Source organism: Streptomyces sp. NPDC051662 (assembly GCF_040681655.1).
Lineage (GTDB): Bacteria > Actinomycetota > Actinomycetes > Streptomycetales > Streptomycetaceae > Streptomyces.
On sequence record NZ_JBFAZD010000010.1, the window covers coordinates 279383 to 295627 of the forward strand.

The window sequence follows — 16245 nt, forward strand, 5'->3', positions numbered from 1 at the left end:
GTCGGCGGGGCTTGTTCCCTCGGACCGCTGAGACTAATTTACTCGCAAGTGCGCGCCTATGTCAAATCTGACGTGTCAATGAGTTGGGGTTGTCCAGGTGTAGGCGGGGACTTCGGGGCAAGCGGGATGGTCGTTCGGTGACCGTCACTCACTCCTCCCTGTCCGCGATGGCCAGGTTGTGAAACCCGTCGTCCCAGTCGGGGTCGAGGGCCGCGTCGGCCCTGGACCCGATCCAGCTCGCGGGCGTTCCGGGGGTGATGGGGACGTCGGCGTCCTCGGGGTCGCCGTTCAGCCACTGCCACAGGTCACCGCCGAGGTAGTGGAGCCGGTCGTCCGTGTCGACGTAGAAGTCGGAGTTGCCGCCGACGCCGAAGGCGTCAAAGGTCTCCCAGACGCACACGAGGCGCAGGCCGCAGGCATCGTGGATACGGCTGAAGGCGCGGTTCACGTCGTCATCGTCGTAACCGGCGACCATGCACCCGCGCAGATCGTCGCAGCCGGTCAGAACGTCGTGCAGATTGCTCACAGCGTCTCTCCTGTCGAGTGCGGCGCGGCCCGAGGGGCTGACGCCGGCCAAGTCCTGCGTAGTAGCGGGCGGGGGAGCTTCCCGCTCCCCCGCCCGCGGCCGACGTCGTTCACGCCGTGCCGGTCAGCACATACGTCCAGGTCTCCGATCCGCCGTTCTGGAAGGTCCGCACGTAGAAGCGCCCCGCAGGACGGTGGAATGAGACCGAGTTGTCGCTGCCTTCCAGGGCGTCGACGAGGAGCTGGTGCAACGCGGCGAGACTCAGCGCCGCAAGCGCCGGTGCGGGACCGGCCATCACGGTCCGCGGAAGCAGCAGGTCCTCCGGCGCGTACGGAGCGGCACCCGTCGCCCGCAGTCCCCGGACCGCGGCCGTGGCCGCCGCGACGGTGGCCAGGCGGCTGCCGGGCAGCTGCCCGGTCGGGCGGTTGCGGGGCATGAACCGCAGGCTCGGCCGCGTACCGCGCCGGTGTGCGCCGAAGGCTTCCCGCTCCAGCCCGGCCAGCCCGGCCCGCACCTGGTCGTCGTTGAAGGGGCCGGTCCCCTCGGCGTTGAGGTAGTTGATCCAGGTACCGCGCCAGCGGTGCCAGACCATCGGTCCGTACGGCTGGGCGATGCGGTCGCCGTCCCACAGTCGCTGCGGTACGGCCGGTGCCGGTGCGGTCATGGCGTGTCCTTGATCTGTCGGCTGTGCGTGCGGGGCGGTCGGGCGGGGGCGGTGCGAACGGGCGACGGGGCCGCGCCATTCGCGGCGCGACCCGCTCCGGTTCAGCGGCGGCTGCGCCGACGGGCGCGACGGGCGGCCCGGTGCATCTTGTGGTGGACGGCGCAGAGCGTCAGGAAGACGGCCGCGGTGATGACCCCGGGCAGGGTGGTCGCGGCGGCGAGCGTGCTGCCGGTGATGAGCACTCCGAGGATGAAGCCCGCCGCGACCAGCAGGGCCAGGCCGTCCGTGAAGGACGTGACGACCGCGAGCGCGGGGCGAGCGGTGCGTACACGGCTCCGGTCTCCGACGCCGAGGGCGAAGGCGAGCATCCACAGGCCCAGGCCGGTGATGGCGACGAAGGCGAACGCCAGGAGGGGCGGGGTGCTGCTGAAGAGGGCGGGCACTGCCAGGGCGAGGACTGCGAGGCGCAGGAGCGGGAGGGCGCGGCGGGTGGCCGGGCGGACGATGCGGTTCGCGCTGATGCTCATGGTGACCCTCTCGGTTCGGGGGGCTGGCTGCCCTCCCCCTTCAAAAGCTAATTTACTCTCAACGGTCTATTGAGTCAAATCTTAATTGTCATGTGGGGATGGTTGTCTCTACCGGGCCGTGCCGCCGGTCCACCCGGACGACCACCGGCATCCGGTCGCCCCCCGACCTCGGCTTCCTCGGCGTCGCACCCGATGAACAGGCAGCCGTCGTCGGTGAGGTAGGCCCGATGCGGAATCCTGCAAGAACGACCACCGCGATGGCGTCGTGGTCCTCAGGGTCAGGGGCGAGGAAGAAGGGGCGGCGCGATTGAAAGCGCGGGCGTGGTGGGCAAGGTGAGTCAACTGATGTCCTTTCGTCGTGAGTTGCCGAGCCGCGAGGTCCAGCCCGGGTGACGCACGGTGTCCTCGTAGGCGGCGCCGAGTTCGGCAGGGAGGAACACCCACGGGGCGTCGCCGGCGTACAGCACCCGGACGATCAAGCCCGGCCGCCAGGCGCTCTCTCCGCTGCTCCGGCTCATGCTCGGGCCGAGGTAGATGACCGGTACGCCGAAGGGATCATCGACGGTGTCCCCGACCCGGATCTCCTCCCCGGACCGCACTTCACGCAGGACGCGGAACGCCTCGCTCGGATTGTGCGGCTCACCGCGCATGGGGTTCCTGGTGACGGTGTACGGCTTCCTGCGGTCCTGCTCGACGCGAATCTCGTACTCGGCCAGGACAACGCACCCCGAGCCGGTGATCTCCACACGGGCACCGTCCTTGGCCCACCGGGCCCAGCCCTGACCGAGAGCGCGGTGGACCGGATCGGGGCGCAGATAGGAAGGGAACTCGCCGGAGCGGTCGACGAAGTAGCGAACGGCGCCGAACTCACGCACGGCCGAGAGAGCGCCGATCCGCGCGGTGCGCAGAGCGTGGGCCTCGCGGTCAACAAGGGGGCGGGTCGGGATGGTCAGGGGGCTGCTCCTTCCAGAAGTCCATACGGTCGCGGGGCACGCCGAAACGGGTCAGCACGAGGTGAGACGCACGGCGTACGCGGCCAGGGCCGAGGCCGCAGCCCGGTCGTCCCAGCTGATGCGGAGAGTGGAATCGTGACGCCGGAACACGGTGCGCCCGCCCTCGTGGGCGAACTCCGTGCCCGGTGCGCCGGGCAGGCGCCGTGGGAGGGAACGCGTGCTCTCCGGCTCCGTGCCCGCAGTGGCGAGGTCGGCCGCCAGGTGACGAAGGTCGTCGTCTCCGTGGGCGCAGCCCCCGTGGCAGGTCAGCAGAGCCAGCCGAGGCCGGCCGATCTGCGCGTAGAGCGCATGCCGGGTGTGGCTGCCCATCTGCCGCGAGCGGACCACTGCGGCCACGGCCGCCGGGTTGTCGCGCACCAGCCAGAACGCCTCGCCTTCGCCGTCGCGGAACGACCGCCCGAGCCGGACGCCCGGAGTGTTGCGAACCATCTGCCAGTCGGCCGCGACGCCGGTTGCCGCCCCCCGCCAGGTGCGCGGGTCCAAGGTGCTGCGCCCGGCCGCCGGGTCGGCGAAGAGCGATCCGGGGGTGCGCGGCAGCGGCCGGATACGGACCAGCAGCAGCGGCGTGTTCGCGAGCCATTCGATGCCGCTCTGGTCCCGGAGATGGGCCCGCTGTATCGGGCAGCTGCCGCAACGGCCGGGGCCGGGCTCGCAGCAGCGTTCGAATCCGCCCCAGCGCTGACGGCCGGTCATGGACTCGAAGAGCGTCGCGTAGTTGGTCGGCAGCAGACCGCACTGGTTGGGCACGTCGAAATGGGCGTTGAGCGAAAGCCGGTTCCAGCCCTGCCCATCGGGTCCCCGGGAGCCGTAGCTGGGCGCGGTCAGGAAGAGAGGCAAGGCGGACTCCGTGTCTGTCGTGGGTCAGGTAGCGGGATGGGCCGGGCGGCCGAGCCGGGGTCAGTTCATGTGCGCGGCCCGAACGTGGTGGCCGGTCAGATGCTCGACCGGTGCGGCTATGTCTCGGCGAGGTCGCGTTCGTGCTCGGGGCAGTAGTCGTCGCCCTCGCCCTTGGGCGCGGTGCAGAACTCCGTCCACGGCATGCCGTACGCCGTCTGCCAGCCGCACTGCCAGGACTGCACGTCGGCCTCCGTCCGGGCGCGCGGCAGAGCCGCCGGGGCGCAGAACCCAAGGAGCACAGAGCGCCACGACGCCGTCAGGAGTGCGGCGTCACCGTCCTCGGCGGGGTAGAAGCCGAAGAACACGGCGTCGTCGGTGTCGTCGCGCAACTCCAACTCCGCCTGCCCGACTTCCCAGTCGTCGTACAGCTGGCCCACCACACAGGCCGCGCCCGAGTCGATGTCGAGCACGGAGGGGTCGATCCGTCTCCGCCAGCCGTCCGGTCCGTACCGGTCGAGGAACCTGACGCCGTTGTCGACGCGGTCATCGACCGTCAGCAGCTCCATGTTCACGCATGTCTCCATAGGTTGTGGGTGGCGGGTGCCGGCCGCGCGGATGGTGTCCCCGGCGCACCGGGGGTGCCTGCGGGGTGCGGAGTCCCGTGGGACTCCGCACCCCGCAGGCCAAGGGCTGGTCAGGGGGCGGTCGGGGCGGTGCGTCGCGGGGCCCGGAAGCTGTTCCGCAGACGGCGCAGGCGGCGGCGCGTACCGTCGCCTCCGCCCCGGTGCCACCAGTCGTGGACGAAGTAGGCGGCCAGACCGGCGTCGACGGCGGCGTACAAGCCGTTGGATGCCCCCATCAGGCCGGAGGCCGCCGCCCGGCCGATGCGGCGGGTGAAGAAGGTGGCAAGGGTGAATATCTGGATGCCGGTTCCGAGGGCGGTGAACAGGTGCAAGCAGCCTCCTGACGGTGGGTGGGCTGGCCGGGTGATTCCACGCCCCGGGCGGGGCGCGCGAGCCACCGGGGGCGGCACGCGGGATAGTCAGGGGCGGTGAGGGGCCTCGTCGGGCACGGCCACCAGAGCGGCGCGCATGGCGCTGTCGATGTCCGTGCTCAGGTCGCGGAGCGCTGCGTGCCGAGCCACCGTCTCGTCGTGGTCGGAACCGTCCAGGGCGAAGTCAGTGGGGCCGAGCGGCTGCATCGAACCCCAGGTCTCGCCGGTGACGGCGAGCAGCGCCGCACGGCACTGGTCCAGCGTGGCGCTGGCGATGAGAGCATCGATGTCCTGGTCGTTCTGGATATGCACGGATCCTCCGGTGGCTGGGATACGAGGGGGAGGGAAAGCGGGCGGCCCGCCGGGGCCGCCCCGGGGGCGTCAGATGACGCGCATCCCGAACAGGCGGGGGCTGGCGTCGCGTACGCCGCACCACTCCTCGGCGCATCCGGGGCACATGACCGCGCAGTCGCACTCGTCGCGGTCCAGAACGTGCCATCCGGCGTCCTGCGCCTCGTGGTCGCCGTCGCCGTCGTCGAAGAACGGGGACTGCCTGGGGCACTGATCGCAGGTGATCCGCTCGTACTCCGTCACGTCCAGCGGGTGGACCGGGGCGAGAAGCGGGGCGGTGGTCTCGGCGATCAGAACGGTCAAGGCGCGTCTCCCAAGAGAGTGGGGGTGGGTTGCCGGGGCGGTCAGCGCCTGCCCCGATGACCACTAATTTACTCTCGATGTGCGCGTATGTCAAATCTTAGTTGTCATTCGGGGGTGGAATCACGCCCCCCGCCCGCCGTGCGGTCCGCTTGCGCATCCAGACCTTGCTCGCCTCCATCCAGACCGAATGGGCCTCGCTGCAGCCGTTGCTGCCCTGCACGACCGCGCGCAGCGTCCGCTCCGACATGCCGTCCAGCGAGCCGATCGCGGTCGCTTCTCCGTGAAAGGCCAAGCCGAGCGCGCCCGTTCCGGCTCTGGCCGCACCCGCACGGAAGAACCACAGCCGGTAGCCGCTGGTGCTGCCGTCCGGGCCGTACGGACCGAGGATGATCGCCTTGTAAGTGCCGACTGCGCGGCCGCGCTGGAAGCGGGGGGCGCGGACCACCGTGCCCACGGGGAGGGCGGTTCGGGCCTGGGTGGCGGTGCTGGTCACGGGCAACTCCTTGGCTGGACGTCGGGGCGAAGGTCTGACGGCAGGTGTCCGGGTGGGTCAGTGGTGTGTGGCGGCCTCTCCGAGCAGGTCCTGCGCCTCGCGCAGAGCGCGCTCGATCTCGCGCGCCGCCCATGCTGCATCCGGGCCGTGGAACCGCGCGTCCCACAGAGTCCACAGCTCGTCCGCGAGTTCCGCCAACTGAAAGGGCTCGACCGGAGTTCCCGCCGAGAAGGGGACATCCTCTGCCGTGCCGCAGCAGTAGCAGCCCGAAGCGGTCAACCGGAGCAGTTCCTTGCGAGGGGTGTGCCAGACGACGAACTCGATGGTCGCCGTGTCGTATTCGTCGACGTGGCACATCGACAGCACGACGTCGTAATGGTCGCGAACGTAGGGGCGTGCGGTGCTCATGGACTCTCCTGGAAATTGGGGCGACGGGACTCCCTTGCCGTGACCGCTAATTTACTCAAGAGTGCGCGACTATGTCAAATCTAAAGTGTCAAAGGGGAGCGGTGTGAAGCGGGACGGTCATCCGCCGTTCGCCACGCGCTCGGCGTTGGCCATGCTGGCGGCGGACTGGGGGATGCCGCCTCCGTTGACGAGGAGGTAGTACGCGGCTTCCTCCGCTTCGGTGGCACATTCCTTGGTCTCGCCGACGAGCAGCGAGCAATACCGCTCCATGAACCTGCGGCCCTTGTCGGTCAGTCCGGAATGCCGGACGTAGGGGCCGTCGACGGTGCTCTCGGTGCTCTCCACGTGGTCGGCGGGGAGCCAGGAGGCCGGGATGGTGAACTCGCTGTTGAACCACATCGCGGCGGTGGTGAGGCGCTGTTTGCCGTCCACGCAGGCCCACAGCGGCTCGCCGGGCGTCTCGTAGGGATCCCGTCCGGGGTTGGCCGCCGCCCAGGCCGGGTTGCAGCGGTCAGCGAGGATGACGACGCCGGCGGGCCGGCCACGGAGCCAGGCGTACATCAAGGCGATGCGCTGATCCACCGTCCACTCGTCGCCTCGCTGGTAGGGCGGGTCGAGCGCGATCTCACCCTCGCCAATCCGGCGGGCGAGCCACTGGGCGGACTGGAAGGAGGGGTTCAGGCTGATGTGGTCGAGCGGCGCGGCGGTCTGACGAGTCATGTGTTCTCCAGTGCAGTCGTGTCCCCTCGGGGGGAGACCGGGCGGTGCGCAACACGGTGCGCAACACGGCAGCGAAACAGGCATCGCGTTGCGCCTCTGAGCTGCGAAAACAGGTGAATTCGGGCCGGGCGCGGGTCTGTTTCACGGCGGCCGGCGGTGCGGACGGCGCGGCGTCGCACCGGCCGGTCGGGGCGGCCGGTCGGGGCGGCGGTGCGCGGCCCGGCTATGGCGCGCGGGAGGCTCCCGTACGGCTCGGACCGCCCAGGGGCGCCGGGGGGTGCGACCGGCGACGGGGGAGGGGGCTCCGCGCTCGCCGTCGAGGTCCTGGGGGCGGTCACCCGATGAGGTCGTACGGGCGCAGGGTCAGCCAGTCGCACCCGTTGTGGGCACGAAGGGAGTCGTCCTGGCCCACGCGGATCACGCTCTCGTCCGGACCGCAGACGCCGAGCCCTCGCGTGCGGTCGAGGAAGTCGTCGATGGCCAAGTTGCGCTCGGTGTAGACCCCATGGACGTTACCGCCCTCGTTGTCCTCGCCTCCCTCCAGGAGCCAGACCTGCGGGACCGGCTTGCGGGGGGTGGATGCGAGGGCGGGCGCCTGCTTGATCAAAATGCCTCCTGGGGCTGGGGATTGGTGGGTGGTGTGGCTGCTGTGAACCGGCGGGACTCGAACCCGTCTCAACCCTCCGTGAAGGGGATGCACGCCATACATCGCGGTTCCAGACAGGAGCTACCTGTCCTTGGACCTGGGACGGTGATCAGCCGACCAGGCTCGTTCTGTGGGCCGGGGGTGCGGTGCGCACCCTCCCTTGCCTGCAAACACTAATTTACGCCAATGGGTGCGCCATTGTCAAATCTTAGTTGTCGTTACGTGGCGTGCGCCCCGAGTGTCCGCGCAACGCCCCCGAGGGTGGAGGGCCCAAGAATTGACACGTAAGATTTGACGATGTGGCGCTAATGTGAGTAAATTGGTGTTCACGGCGCAGAGCCGGCCCACGCTTCCTGGAGGAACCCCATGAACGAAGCCACCCGCTGCACCCACTGTCTTATGCCCGTCGAGCTGGACGCGACCGGCGCCGCGGCCGGCGCCGCGGCCGTCCACGACTTCCCGTACGCCGCGTATAACTACGGACAGTGCAAGGGATCGAGGAAGCGCACCCTCACCGCTCCGGCCACCCCGCCCGCAGTCTGGGGGGATGACGTCCGCAGCTACGTCGAGATCGGCGTGCTGCCCTCTCCGCTTCCGCACGCCGAGCGGACCGGATGGACTGTCACCATCAGCGGAGTCCGCTTCACGCACTTCTGGCACTGCTGGGCCTGCCACAAGCCGGTCCACGTCGCCACTGACGGCGGAGTCATCCGCGCGGGCTTCAACTCCAAGGGCCGCTGCTTCGAGACGTACCGCCCTGGCCGCCGCGCGACCTACATCGGACCGTGCCCGAACGGCTGCGGCACGCAGCTGAGCCTGGGCACCGGCAGGTCCGGCGACGAGTCGCACCCGGCCCCGGTGGCCGAGGGGCACACCGTCCAGAACCGCGAGTGGGAGAACCTGCGCCGCGACCTCAACGTGCACACCCCGGAGATGACGCGAAGCGACCTGGCGCGGCTGCGCCCGACCACCGGTCGACGCTGAACTCGCGTCCGCCTCAACTCCCGACGAAGCTCACCAGTGCTGTGGCCACCGCATACGCCCCTTCCGCCGGCCGTTACGCCGCCGAGCGGCGGCCCACCCGCACGCAGCTTCGGAACCCCCGCCCTGCCCTTTCACCGCCTGGAGAGCCCGCATGCCGTTTCACCAGATCCATCCGAACCCGGCCTACGACCCGGGATTCCGCCTCGACCTCGACGGCCGCGCCCGCTTCCTCCACGAGGGCTTCACCGTCGACATCCAGGTGCGCCCGGCCACGGTGGAGGACATGCCGCCGTTCCTGCGCGAGGTGCCCCCCTACGCCGTGATGATGATCGGCACCGTGACCATGGAGGGTGTCGTGTTGTGCGAGGTGGCCGAAGGGGCCAACGAGCGCGAGTCCGCCCGCATGCGCGAAGCCCTGGAGGCGGTCCTGCCCCGCGCCGTCGAGCTTGCCCGCCGCACAGTCGTAGGAATGGCGATGCGGATCGAGGAGATCGACCGCGAGCGGAACCCGGCTGCTGGGTGAATGCCCAGGGGGTGCAGAACTCAGCCATGTTGACGCCTAAGATTTGACATTGAGGCGCGCATGAGAGTAAATTAGAGCTTGTTGCACGGGAACCCAGGAGGAGCGCCGATGCCGAACACCCTGACGACCTTCACCCTCGACCAGCGCGTCCGCACCTCCGTCGATGCTCCCGCCGGCTGGGAAGGAGCCTTCTCCGCCCCCGCCGGAACCCTCGGCACGATCGTCCATCTGGGCAAGTTCGGCGGCTACGCCGTGCGCCTGGACGGAGACCCTGACGAGATGCCCTCCCAGTACGAAGCCGACGAGCTCGAACCGGCCGAGTAGTCCGACGAGGCCACCCCCGGCTCAGCGCCTCGCCGAGCCCGAAGCCGCACCGCGGCCGCAGCTCCCGATCCCCCACAGCCCCTACTACTGACCTGACTTGAGGAGTCTCGACTATGAGCCGACGGAAGACCGACGACCTCACGCTGCGCGGCCCGCTTCCCACCATCCCGGGCGTCGCCACCCTCGGAATCCGCGTCACGTACTCCACCAACGCCCCCGATGGCTGGACGGTGGCGCTGCTGCGGCTGCCCAACGACTACTACGTCGTCGTGGGCCACCAGCCGAACGAGCGGTGGGCCGTGGTGGAACACCACTATGTCGTTCCGGGTACCGGCGTCGTCGACCCCCGGCCGCTGCGCACCGACCCCCTCACGGGCACCCCTGCGCCGCACGGCATCAAGTGGCAGTGGAACGACGGCCACGGGATCGCCTCCGTCCTGCGCGCTCTTGCCGCCCTCGACCGCTACATACAGAAGGGCGAAGCCGCCTGATCCTCACGGTTCCCCACGGCCGTTCACCCGCACGGGTGGACGGCCTTGTTCGATGGGAACGGCCCGCCGCCCAGCCCTGGGGCCGTCCCGCCGCCTTCGCAATCGTGGTGGGCCAGCGTTCCGAAGAAGAACAGGGCCGCGGACGAAGTGGTGTCCCCCGCGCGGCCCGGAGCTGCAGTTCGTAGCCAGCTCACGCTGGAGCTGGGCGCGTGGAAGAAGAGGCAGCGCCTGGTCCTCGTTCTGCACACGTCCGGTCGGCGCCGGGACCTGGCGACCGGCTCGCGGTGCTGCGGGGGCCGTGACGCCCAGCTGCACGCGTAGCGGCGTCCGGTCACGCACCACCAGGGCGCTGGCGGGTGCGCTCGGCGGGCCCTGTGAGGTCGCATCGTTGCGCGCCGGGTATGGGTCAGCGGTGGATGTTCCTGGTGTTGGTGGAGGTGATGGTGCAGTCCTCGGTGTGAGTACGCAGGAAGATGCCACGGGCGGTGATCTTCGCCTGCTTGTGGGACTTCGCGGTGACAGGAATAGTGGTGGCGCAGTTGGGGCCGGCCTCGGTGGTGTAGCGGTAGGTCACTTCGTAGTCGTCGGTGATGGCGGTTCCCCTGTCGTATTGGTGGCATTGTGCTGCTGTCCGGCGGTGTCCTGCTGAACACCACCGGCGACCTGGCGGACGGCTCGATGCCCGGTCGGGACCGGTGTCACATCTCCCAGCCCTGGGCGACGTCGGACGCGCGCGTAAGCGCAGGGGAAAGGTGCCGCCGAATGTCCGCCGGGAGGTTGATCTGCACGTCCGCTCCGTCGAACTCGCGGATGGCCAGGCGAACGCCTGCGCCGGGGCCCTGAGGTGTGACGGTCAGAGTGGCGAGGGGAAGGCGATGCGCCACCTCGGCGTCAGCCGCGATCGAGGCGATGACATGGGGCATGTCCGTGGTGGTGACGGTGACCTCGGCGGCCTCGTGGTGATCCGCCGTGATCCGCAGCACGATGCCACCGTCCCCAGGGCCCTGGACCAGACCCTCGGGGATAACGGTCAGGGTGGTGCCGCCGGGGTCGGTGTACTCCCAGGGATGGGTGGTCAGCTCACCGGCCAGGATGGTCCATGCCTGCTGGAAAGTGGTCAATTGTGCTCCTGAGGTAGACGCCGGGCTTCGGTGGAGGGCTGGGGGCGAGCCTCCGACTGTAAAGTCTAATTTACTCTCAAGTGCGCCCATTTGTCAAATGTTACGTGTCACATTCTGGGGGTTGGTCTGGGTGGCGCTGAAGGGCTCAGGCGCCGCGTCCGTATCCGGTGATGCGCTTTCGGTGGCGCCGACTCGCCCTGTTGTCCGCCTGCCCGTCGGCGGGTTGGGCGGGAGGGGTCGCCGAGGTGTTCGCCGCTGTTCGGGATTGTTCAGGCGAACGCCGCTGAACGCTACTGGCGAGCGGCCCGTTGCCGCCAGGGTCAGCGGTCGGAGGTGCCGACCTTCGGGCGGACGGTGAGCGATACGTCGCCCAGCTCCAGGGCGGCGAAGCCGTCGGCGTCGGCCATCCGGCAAGCGTCGCTCGCCATGCGGGCCAGGATGGCCTCGTCGCCGTCGGTGATCGTGCGGCCCTCGGTGCGCAGCAGATCGCGCACGATGATGCTGAGCTCGGCTTCGCCGGCGCTGGCGCGGCGGTCTACCGGCTGATTCTTACGGACGATGGCGATGCGGTACATACGAGCTCCTCGGTAGGTAGGCGGGGCGTCATTCATGCCGCTGAACTGCCTGTTGTGGCGCGCTCCGCGACGCACGGGCCGCTGTGTCGGGTTGCGGTCGAGGCGGGAGTCAAGTATTATCTTACTTGTCGAACGGAGGGGCGCGCACCCGGATTTTCCGCCCGACAGGTCCGTAGCTCAGCTAGGTAGAGCGGCTCCACCTGTGAGTGTGCAGGGTTCAATTCCCCTCGGATCGCGTCTCGTTGCATGCCTGGCCCGTCACGGGCCGGGAACCCTTCTCCGCTGGTGCAGTTGGCAGCATGCTCGGCCGGGTCGCCCCCAGGTCGAGGAGCGTGGTTCGAATCCATGGCGGAGAGCCCCCTCGTTCACCGCCGAAGTGCTCTACCACTGCTCGCCGGGCTGACCGTCACCAAGACGACTGACCCGCGCCATACGCAACGCCGAGACCTCCCGCCTAACCGCCGCCTGAGCTCTATGTGGAGGCACCCGCCTTGCATCGCCGCATGATGACCCGGCAGGGCCTGCGCCGCTTCGACTGCTGCCCCGGCCACAACCCCCGCTCGTACGACCACGGGCGCGAACGCGCACGCGAACACCGCGAGTGGCGCCGGGAGGCCACCCCCGATCTTCCGTCCGGAATCCGCAGTTCCTGCCCGCTGCCCTGACGCCCGCCCGAACTCCGCAGCCTCCGCCGGCTCCCGGTTCAGTCCGGGGCCAGGCAGTGGCCGCCGTCCCATCACGTCCACGCTCCATGGCCCGTAGGGCCTGGGGAGGCAGCTGGCCCTTGCACGGGGCCATGTGCAGCTGAGCAGGTTCAATCCCTGCCGTGGGCACGCATCGATCTCCCGGCTCTGATGGCAGGGGGCAGTGCGGCCCTGCCGCGCCGCGTCCGGCAGCGCCTGCGGGGGCGAGCATGTCCGACCATCATGAACCAAGGAGCCCCCATGGCCAAGGCGCCCCCCAGCACCGGTATACGGAACACGGACGAAATCATCACCACGGCGCTCGCCTACGGGCTGACCGTCGCCGTGGACTCCGCCATCGGCGACACGCTGACCCGTCACACCGTCCGCATTTCCATCCCTGTCCCCACAGCCCATGCCGGAACTGAGCTGGGCCGCACCATCGCGGGCGATGTCGTTGAAATGCTCTGGACCAAGAACAACGCCAAGGGGTCCCGCGGACGACTGGAGGACGCCACGCGCTGGAGCGTGACCGACCACCGCAAGCTGTGCACCCTCCGCGCGGCCGCTGACTCGGTCAGCAACTTGGGCCACGACTCCAACCGTTACGCCCGGGAAGCCGCCCCCCTCCCCGAGGATGTAGTCGACGCCCCGCACGCCGTGTTCGTCGACGGCCACCAGGTCCACCCGGGCATCCCCGCCGCCAACGTCCGGACCATCGTCAAGAGTCGGCGCTTCCGGGGGTGGCTCGTCCACCAGGACGACGACGGCACCATCGTCAGCGACGACCGGCGGTACGTCCCGCGGGCCTCCGCCGCTTCCGCCGACGCGGACACATAAGGACGCGCATGATGGAGCTGCCGTCCCACTCGCTGCCCAGCCGGCCGACCTGGCCCCAACTCTCGACGGCCGCTTCGCGCCTGCGGCTCCGCCGCGTCCCCGGCTGGCTGCGCTGGTCGGCTGGTGTGAGGTGCTGGCACTGCTGCGATGGCTGGGCCAAGGCGCCCCCTCGAGTAGTTGACATGTAACATTTGACAATGATGCGCCAATGAGAGTAAATTAGCGATCACGGCGGTACGGAACCGGTCGGTGAGCACGGGAGACGCGATGAAGATCGAGCAGATTCACGAGGCAGTCAGCGCCCGGGCCCGGGTCCGGATCAGCGAGGGCAACGGCTGGGCCGCAGGCGTGGAAGGTATCGCGATGGGCTATCGCGACAACTACGACAGCCTCAAGGTCGGCTTTGTTGACGCTGACGGCAAGTACACCGGTGAGTACACGACGGTGCCGCGCGAGAGTGTCGAGCTGATCGAAGCCATCGTCTGGTACCGCACGAACGACGACCGTCGTGTCCTCGTCCACGTTGAGGACCCGTCCTTCGGGATCGAAGGCATTCCCGCCGGTCGTTGCGAGAGCCCGCTTGCCGAGATCGCGCCGCCGCTCGTCGAGGGTGACACCAGGCGCCTGTGCCCCACGTGCGCGCTCACGGATGGGGAGCTGCAGGGGACGCGCACCATGTTTCATCGCTTCGGTTCCTGACGCGTACTCGCGGCGTGCGACCGGCTTGCCCCGGTCGCACGCCGCCCCGGCCCGATTGAGCCTCGACGAGTGCCGCCCCATCTCCTGGATGAGAAGGATCCAACCAGTGAACACTGCCCCCGCCCTGCCCTGGGGAAGCCGCGTACTGCGCACCTCCGACGGCCGGTACGGCACCGTCATCGACTACGACGCCGAACTTCGCATGTTCATCCAGTGGGACCGGGGCGTCGTCCCCCAGCCCCGCCCCTACACCCGCGACGAGCTGACTGTGCCCCGCTTCCAGGTCTTTCCTGCGGTCACCCACTGCTCGGACTGCGGATACACCGTCGACGACCACGAGGTCGAGGACGGCTACACGACGTGCTGCAACGAGGGTGCTTGCGGCCCCTGCGCCGCAGTTGATGGCGTCTACCGTTGCGGCACCGAGGTACCCATAGACGGCGCGGCGTAGAACGAGTCGCTTCCGCGTCGCGCCGGTCGCCGGCCGTTCGTCCGCCGATCCCTGTCCGTACGCTGCTCCCGCTCCGACCCGCGCCCGGCGGGATTGTCCAAGTCGTTCGCTTGCCACGCCCGTACATTGTCCACTTCCGCCGTCCACCGCACGCCTGTCGCCGACCGCTCCCTCCTGCTGCGGGTGTGGGATGGTCGCCTGTCTTGTCCGTACGGCGCACGCTGCGCCGCTGGCGTCAGGCTGGCCCGCGCGCCGTCTTTCGGTGTCGGTGAGGGGCGAACCGGACCAATGGCGGGCATCGACGGCTGGCCGAGCGCAGCGGCAAGCCGCTGCAGGACGGAACGCGTCGAACTCCTGACGGTTCGGGACCATCAGGAGTTCGACGCGTCGGCAGCCCGCTGGTTCAGGCGTCGCGTTCCGCCTGGTAGGAGCAGGGGCCGCAGGACCAGACCTGTCCCCAGTCTTCACCGAGGGCTTCGCCGGTCGGGTGGTTACCCCACCAGTCCGCGACGATCTCGCAGCCCCTGGAGCCCAGTTCGCACGTGGCGGGAGCCGACACAATTTCCGTCAGCGTCTTCGTGGCGATCATGTCGGCTCCTTACGTCAGGCGGTTCTGGCGGTCCGTGTCTCCGCCGCTTGATGAAACTAATTTACTCATAAGCGCGCGCTGATGTCAAATCTTGCGTGTCGCATGGTGGGTGGGGTGGCCTGAGGATGCAGGCCCCGTGCCCCGCCGTCCCGCGCGTCCGCCGCGCCTGAATCCGTCCCGTCCGTCCCGCGTGCCGTCCGTCGCGCGCTCTCCTGCCGGGTCGATGCTGCGCCCGGCCTCCACGGGATGCCCGGCCGCCCACGCGCCGCCCGGCCTCGGTGTCCACCTGCCGCTGTACCGCCCGAACTCGGCGTGCGTCCGGACCTTAGAGGGCGGCCGCGCCGTCCCGCCGGTGCCCGGCTGGCTTCTCCGCTTCGGTGCTCGCCCACCATCCACTGCCGATCCGAAGTGCGTCGCCGCCCCGTCTCGCTGGCCATGCTGTGGGTTTGCCGATGTGATGCTCGCTGCGTGGCCGCTGTCCACAAGTGGACTGTTCCAGCCTGCCGTTATGACAGAGAAGACGGTTTCCGTCCAGCCGATAGCCCATGCTCTCGACGAGGCCGCGCGAGCGGTGTACAAGCTGCCGTGGCCGCGCGGTGATCGGGCGCGGATCCGCTACGTGATGCGGTATCGGCACATGACCCTTCCCGACGTAGCGGACTGGCTCAGCATGCCGTTGTCGGGCGTGACAGACCATCTCATGCCCGGCCCGTGCTCCCACGCGCGGGAGTGCACCGTCGGCGCGCGGTTGCGGGCCGAGGTGCTGCGCCTGGGGCGGCCGGCCATGCTCGATCACGCCCGAATCGGTGCCGTGACCACGGGGATGATGGTCCATACCCGCGCGCGGTTCGGGTACCGCAACGTTCCCGGTGGCCGCGATGAAGCGCGTGTGCGGCTGATCACCCAGCTCGTCCGTCCTGATGAGGCGTGTGCCCTGCTGGGCGCCCACAGGGATGGGGCGCCGGAGAACGAACTGCACCAGCTTCTCCAGCGCGGCCTGGTCGTGGCCTACTTCCGTCCGGACAACACCGACAGCATCGACTGGATGTTCGACCTGGGCGAGCTGGACTTCATTGACGTCGACCTCACAGCCTGATGCGGCGGCCCCCGCCGTCCGTCTGCCGCCGCGCCCGCCTCCGCCCGGCCCGCGGCCCGCCGCGTCCGCCGCCGAGCCGCCCGGCCCGTCGCGCCGTACCGCGCCGTACCGCCTCCGTCCCCGCCGGGCGCCACGCCTCGCTCCCGCGGTCCGCGGCCGCGCCTGCGGTCCAGCGCCGTCCGACCTCGCGTCCGGGCGCCCGTCCGCCGGGCCGCCCCCGGCGCCGCCGCCCGCGCCGCGCGTCGCGCCCGTCCGCCCGCGCCGCCGTCCGTCCGCGCGTCCTGCGGCTGTCCGGCGTTCGCGTGTGTCCAGAACCGTCCAGAACCGTCCAGAACCGTCCAGCGCCGTCCGGCCGCCGTGCCCCGTTCAGTGCGGTCCGCCCCCGCC

26 protein-coding genes and 1 pseudogene are annotated in these 16245 nt (G+C 69.7%); 9 read left to right on the forward strand and 18 right to left on the reverse strand.

Annotation, left to right across the window (positions count from 1 at the left end):
• Positions 1 to 148: 148 nt before the first annotated feature.
• The 13 genes from AB0M67_RS19430 to AB0M67_RS19490 form a co-directional block, all read right to left on the reverse strand.
• On the reverse strand, positions 149 to 526 hold the full coding sequence (locus AB0M67_RS19430; protein WP_365746945.1) for a hypothetical protein: 378 nt from the start codon (positions 524 to 526) through the stop codon (positions 149 to 151).
• 109 nt (positions 527 to 635) lie between these two features.
• Positions 636 to 1190 carry a hypothetical protein gene (locus AB0M67_RS19435; RefSeq protein ID WP_365746947.1) on the reverse strand — a complete coding sequence of 185 codons (555 nt, stop codon included), beginning with the start codon at positions 1188 to 1190 and terminating at the stop codon, positions 636 to 638.
• Between the two features lie 101 nt (positions 1191 to 1291).
• Entirely contained in the window at positions 1292 to 1717 is a 426-nt protein-coding gene (locus tag AB0M67_RS19440) for a hypothetical protein (protein ID WP_365746948.1), read from the reverse strand.
• 338 nt (positions 1718 to 2055) lie between these two features.
• The gene (locus AB0M67_RS19445; RefSeq protein ID WP_365746949.1) at positions 2056 to 2592 is read right to left on the reverse strand and encodes a hypothetical protein; all 537 of its coding nucleotides are present in this window, start codon (positions 2590 to 2592) and stop codon (positions 2056 to 2058) included.
• 129 nt (positions 2593 to 2721) lie between these two features.
• Positions 2722 to 3567: a hypothetical protein gene (locus AB0M67_RS19450; protein WP_365746950.1), complete on the reverse strand. Its 846-nt coding sequence runs from the start codon at positions 3565 to 3567 to the stop codon at positions 2722 to 2724.
• Between the two features lie 116 nt (positions 3568 to 3683).
• A complete protein-coding gene (locus tag AB0M67_RS19455; RefSeq protein WP_365746951.1) occupies positions 3684 to 4139 on the reverse strand; it encodes a hypothetical protein in 456 nt (151 codons plus the stop codon).
• Between the two features lie 122 nt (positions 4140 to 4261).
• Positions 4262 to 4522, reverse strand: coding sequence for a hypothetical protein (locus AB0M67_RS19460; RefSeq protein WP_365746953.1), 261 nt, complete (start codon positions 4520 to 4522; stop codon positions 4262 to 4264).
• Between the two features lie 87 nt (positions 4523 to 4609).
• Entirely contained in the window at positions 4610 to 4873 is a 264-nt protein-coding gene (locus tag AB0M67_RS19465; RefSeq protein ID WP_365746955.1) for a hypothetical protein, read from the reverse strand.
• A gap of 69 nt (positions 4874 to 4942) precedes the next feature.
• Complete coding sequence (locus AB0M67_RS19470) at positions 4943 to 5215, reverse strand: hypothetical protein (protein WP_365746957.1); 273 nt, start codon at positions 5213 to 5215, stop codon at positions 4943 to 4945.
• 97 nt (positions 5216 to 5312) lie between these two features.
• Positions 5313 to 5708 carry a DUF6409 family protein gene (locus AB0M67_RS19475; protein ID WP_365746958.1) on the reverse strand — a complete coding sequence of 132 codons (396 nt, stop codon included), beginning with the start codon at positions 5706 to 5708 and terminating at the stop codon, positions 5313 to 5315.
• A 57-nt stretch (positions 5709 to 5765) separates the two neighbouring features.
• The gene (locus tag AB0M67_RS19480) at positions 5766 to 6116 is read right to left on the reverse strand and encodes a hypothetical protein (RefSeq protein WP_365746959.1); all 351 of its coding nucleotides are present in this window, start codon (positions 6114 to 6116) and stop codon (positions 5766 to 5768) included.
• A 117-nt stretch (positions 6117 to 6233) separates the two neighbouring features.
• Positions 6234 to 6836 (reverse strand): DUF262 domain-containing protein, encoded by a 603-nt coding sequence (locus AB0M67_RS19485; RefSeq protein WP_365746961.1) that lies wholly within the window; start codon positions 6834 to 6836, stop codon positions 6234 to 6236.
• A gap of 334 nt (positions 6837 to 7170) precedes the next feature.
• Positions 7171 to 7443 (reverse strand): hypothetical protein, encoded by a 273-nt coding sequence (locus AB0M67_RS19490; protein ID WP_365746963.1) that lies wholly within the window; start codon positions 7441 to 7443, stop codon positions 7171 to 7173.
• A gap of 405 nt (positions 7444 to 7848) precedes the next feature.
• Here AB0M67_RS19490 and AB0M67_RS19495 point away from each other — a divergent pair, with 405 nt between their 5' ends.
• From AB0M67_RS19495 to AB0M67_RS19510, 4 genes are all read left to right on the forward strand, one after another.
• On the forward strand, positions 7849 to 8466 hold the full coding sequence (locus AB0M67_RS19495; RefSeq protein WP_365746964.1) for a hypothetical protein: 618 nt from the start codon (positions 7849 to 7851) through the stop codon (positions 8464 to 8466).
• Positions 8467 to 8617: 151 nt separating this feature from the next.
• Positions 8618 to 8989, forward strand: coding sequence for a hypothetical protein (locus AB0M67_RS19500; RefSeq protein ID WP_365746966.1), 372 nt, complete (start codon positions 8618 to 8620; stop codon positions 8987 to 8989).
• Positions 8990 to 9097: 108 nt separating this feature from the next.
• Positions 9098 to 9313 carry a hypothetical protein gene (locus tag AB0M67_RS19505; RefSeq protein WP_365746968.1) on the forward strand — a complete coding sequence of 72 codons (216 nt, stop codon included), beginning with the start codon at positions 9098 to 9100 and terminating at the stop codon, positions 9311 to 9313.
• Positions 9314 to 9426: 113 nt separating this feature from the next.
• Positions 9427 to 9804: a hypothetical protein gene (locus AB0M67_RS19510; protein WP_365746970.1), complete on the forward strand. Its 378-nt coding sequence runs from the start codon at positions 9427 to 9429 to the stop codon at positions 9802 to 9804.
• 406 nt (positions 9805 to 10210) lie between these two features.
• Here AB0M67_RS19510 and AB0M67_RS19515 read toward each other — a convergent pair whose 3' ends face one another.
• The 3 genes from AB0M67_RS19515 to AB0M67_RS19525 form a co-directional block, all read right to left on the reverse strand.
• On the reverse strand, positions 10211 to 10378 hold the full coding sequence (locus tag AB0M67_RS19515) for a hypothetical protein (protein ID WP_365746972.1): 168 nt from the start codon (positions 10376 to 10378) through the stop codon (positions 10211 to 10213).
• A 124-nt stretch (positions 10379 to 10502) separates the two neighbouring features.
• On the reverse strand, positions 10503 to 10925 hold the full coding sequence (locus tag AB0M67_RS19520) for a hypothetical protein (protein ID WP_365746974.1): 423 nt from the start codon (positions 10923 to 10925) through the stop codon (positions 10503 to 10505).
• A 320-nt stretch (positions 10926 to 11245) separates the two neighbouring features.
• Positions 11246 to 11500 carry a hypothetical protein gene (locus AB0M67_RS19525; RefSeq protein ID WP_365746976.1) on the reverse strand — a complete coding sequence of 85 codons (255 nt, stop codon included), beginning with the start codon at positions 11498 to 11500 and terminating at the stop codon, positions 11246 to 11248.
• Between the two features lie 503 nt (positions 11501 to 12003).
• Between AB0M67_RS19525 and AB0M67_RS19530 the strand changes: the two genes are divergently transcribed.
• The 4 genes from AB0M67_RS19530 (at position 12004) to AB0M67_RS19545 (ending at position 14173) form a co-directional block, all read left to right on the forward strand.
• Positions 12004 to 12165 carry a hypothetical protein gene (locus AB0M67_RS19530; protein WP_365746978.1) on the forward strand — a complete coding sequence of 54 codons (162 nt, stop codon included), beginning with the start codon at positions 12004 to 12006 and terminating at the stop codon, positions 12163 to 12165.
• A gap of 279 nt (positions 12166 to 12444) precedes the next feature.
• On the forward strand, positions 12445 to 13023 hold the full coding sequence (locus tag AB0M67_RS19535) for a hypothetical protein (RefSeq protein WP_365746980.1): 579 nt from the start codon (positions 12445 to 12447) through the stop codon (positions 13021 to 13023).
• Between the two features lie 267 nt (positions 13024 to 13290).
• Entirely contained in the window at positions 13291 to 13722 is a 432-nt protein-coding gene (locus AB0M67_RS19540) for a hypothetical protein (protein WP_365746982.1), read from the forward strand.
• Between the two features lie 106 nt (positions 13723 to 13828).
• Positions 13829 to 14173 (forward strand): hypothetical protein, encoded by a 345-nt coding sequence (locus tag AB0M67_RS19545; protein ID WP_365746984.1) that lies wholly within the window; start codon positions 13829 to 13831, stop codon positions 14171 to 14173.
• Between the two features lie 403 nt (positions 14174 to 14576).
• On the opposite strand, the gene AB0M67_RS19550 is transcribed toward AB0M67_RS19545, so the two are convergent.
• Positions 14577 to 14762: a hypothetical protein gene (locus AB0M67_RS19550; protein ID WP_365746986.1), complete on the reverse strand. Its 186-nt coding sequence runs from the start codon at positions 14760 to 14762 to the stop codon at positions 14577 to 14579.
• 508 nt (positions 14763 to 15270) lie between these two features.
• Between AB0M67_RS19550 and AB0M67_RS19555 the strand changes: the two genes are divergently transcribed.
• Positions 15271 to 15858: a hypothetical protein gene (locus AB0M67_RS19555; RefSeq protein WP_365746988.1), complete on the forward strand. Its 588-nt coding sequence runs from the start codon at positions 15271 to 15273 to the stop codon at positions 15856 to 15858.
• Here the strand turns inward: AB0M67_RS19555 and AB0M67_RS19560 are convergent.
• A pseudogene (locus AB0M67_RS19560) lies at positions 15848 to 16245 on the reverse strand (hypothetical protein); the annotation flags it as partial. The gene AB0M67_RS19555 and the pseudogene AB0M67_RS19560 overlap by 11 nt on opposite strands.

Excerpts from the sequence above, each read along its gene's own strand:
- AB0M67_RS19550 (WP_365746986.1), bottom strand. The coding sequence starts at position 14,762 with ATGATCGCCACGAAGACGCTGACGGAAATTGTGTCGGCTCCCGCCACG.
- AB0M67_RS19535 (WP_365746980.1), top strand. The coding sequence starts at position 12,445 with ATGGCCAAGGCGCCCCCCAGCACCGGTATACGGAACACGGACGAAATC.
- AB0M67_RS19495 (WP_365746964.1), top strand. The coding sequence starts at position 7,849 with ATGAACGAAGCCACCCGCTGCACCCACTGTCTTATGCCCGTCGAGCTG.
- AB0M67_RS19530 (WP_365746978.1), top strand. The coding sequence starts at position 12,004 with ATGATGACCCGGCAGGGCCTGCGCCGCTTCGACTGCTGCCCCGGCCAC.
- AB0M67_RS19540 (WP_365746982.1), top strand. The coding sequence starts at position 13,291 with ATGAAGATCGAGCAGATTCACGAGGCAGTCAGCGCCCGGGCCCGGGTC.
- AB0M67_RS19435 (WP_365746947.1), bottom strand. The coding sequence starts at position 1,190 with ATGACCGCACCGGCACCGGCCGTACCGCAGCGACTGTGGGACGGCGAC.
- AB0M67_RS19500 (WP_365746966.1), top strand. The coding sequence starts at position 8,618 with ATGCCGTTTCACCAGATCCATCCGAACCCGGCCTACGACCCGGGATTC.
- AB0M67_RS19525 (WP_365746976.1), bottom strand. The coding sequence starts at position 11,500 with ATGTACCGCATCGCCATCGTCCGTAAGAATCAGCCGGTAGACCGCCGC.
- AB0M67_RS19480 (WP_365746959.1), bottom strand. The coding sequence starts at position 6,116 with ATGAGCACCGCACGCCCCTACGTTCGCGACCATTACGACGTCGTGCTG.
- AB0M67_RS19505 (WP_365746968.1), top strand. The coding sequence starts at position 9,098 with ATGCCGAACACCCTGACGACCTTCACCCTCGACCAGCGCGTCCGCACC.
- AB0M67_RS19510 (WP_365746970.1), top strand. The coding sequence starts at position 9,427 with ATGAGCCGACGGAAGACCGACGACCTCACGCTGCGCGGCCCGCTTCCC.
- AB0M67_RS19555 (WP_365746988.1), top strand. The coding sequence starts at position 15,271 with ATGACAGAGAAGACGGTTTCCGTCCAGCCGATAGCCCATGCTCTCGAC.
- AB0M67_RS19485 (WP_365746961.1), bottom strand. The coding sequence starts at position 6,836 with ATGACTCGTCAGACCGCCGCGCCGCTCGACCACATCAGCCTGAACCCC.
- AB0M67_RS19440 (WP_365746948.1), bottom strand. The coding sequence starts at position 1,717 with ATGAGCATCAGCGCGAACCGCATCGTCCGCCCGGCCACCCGCCGCGCC.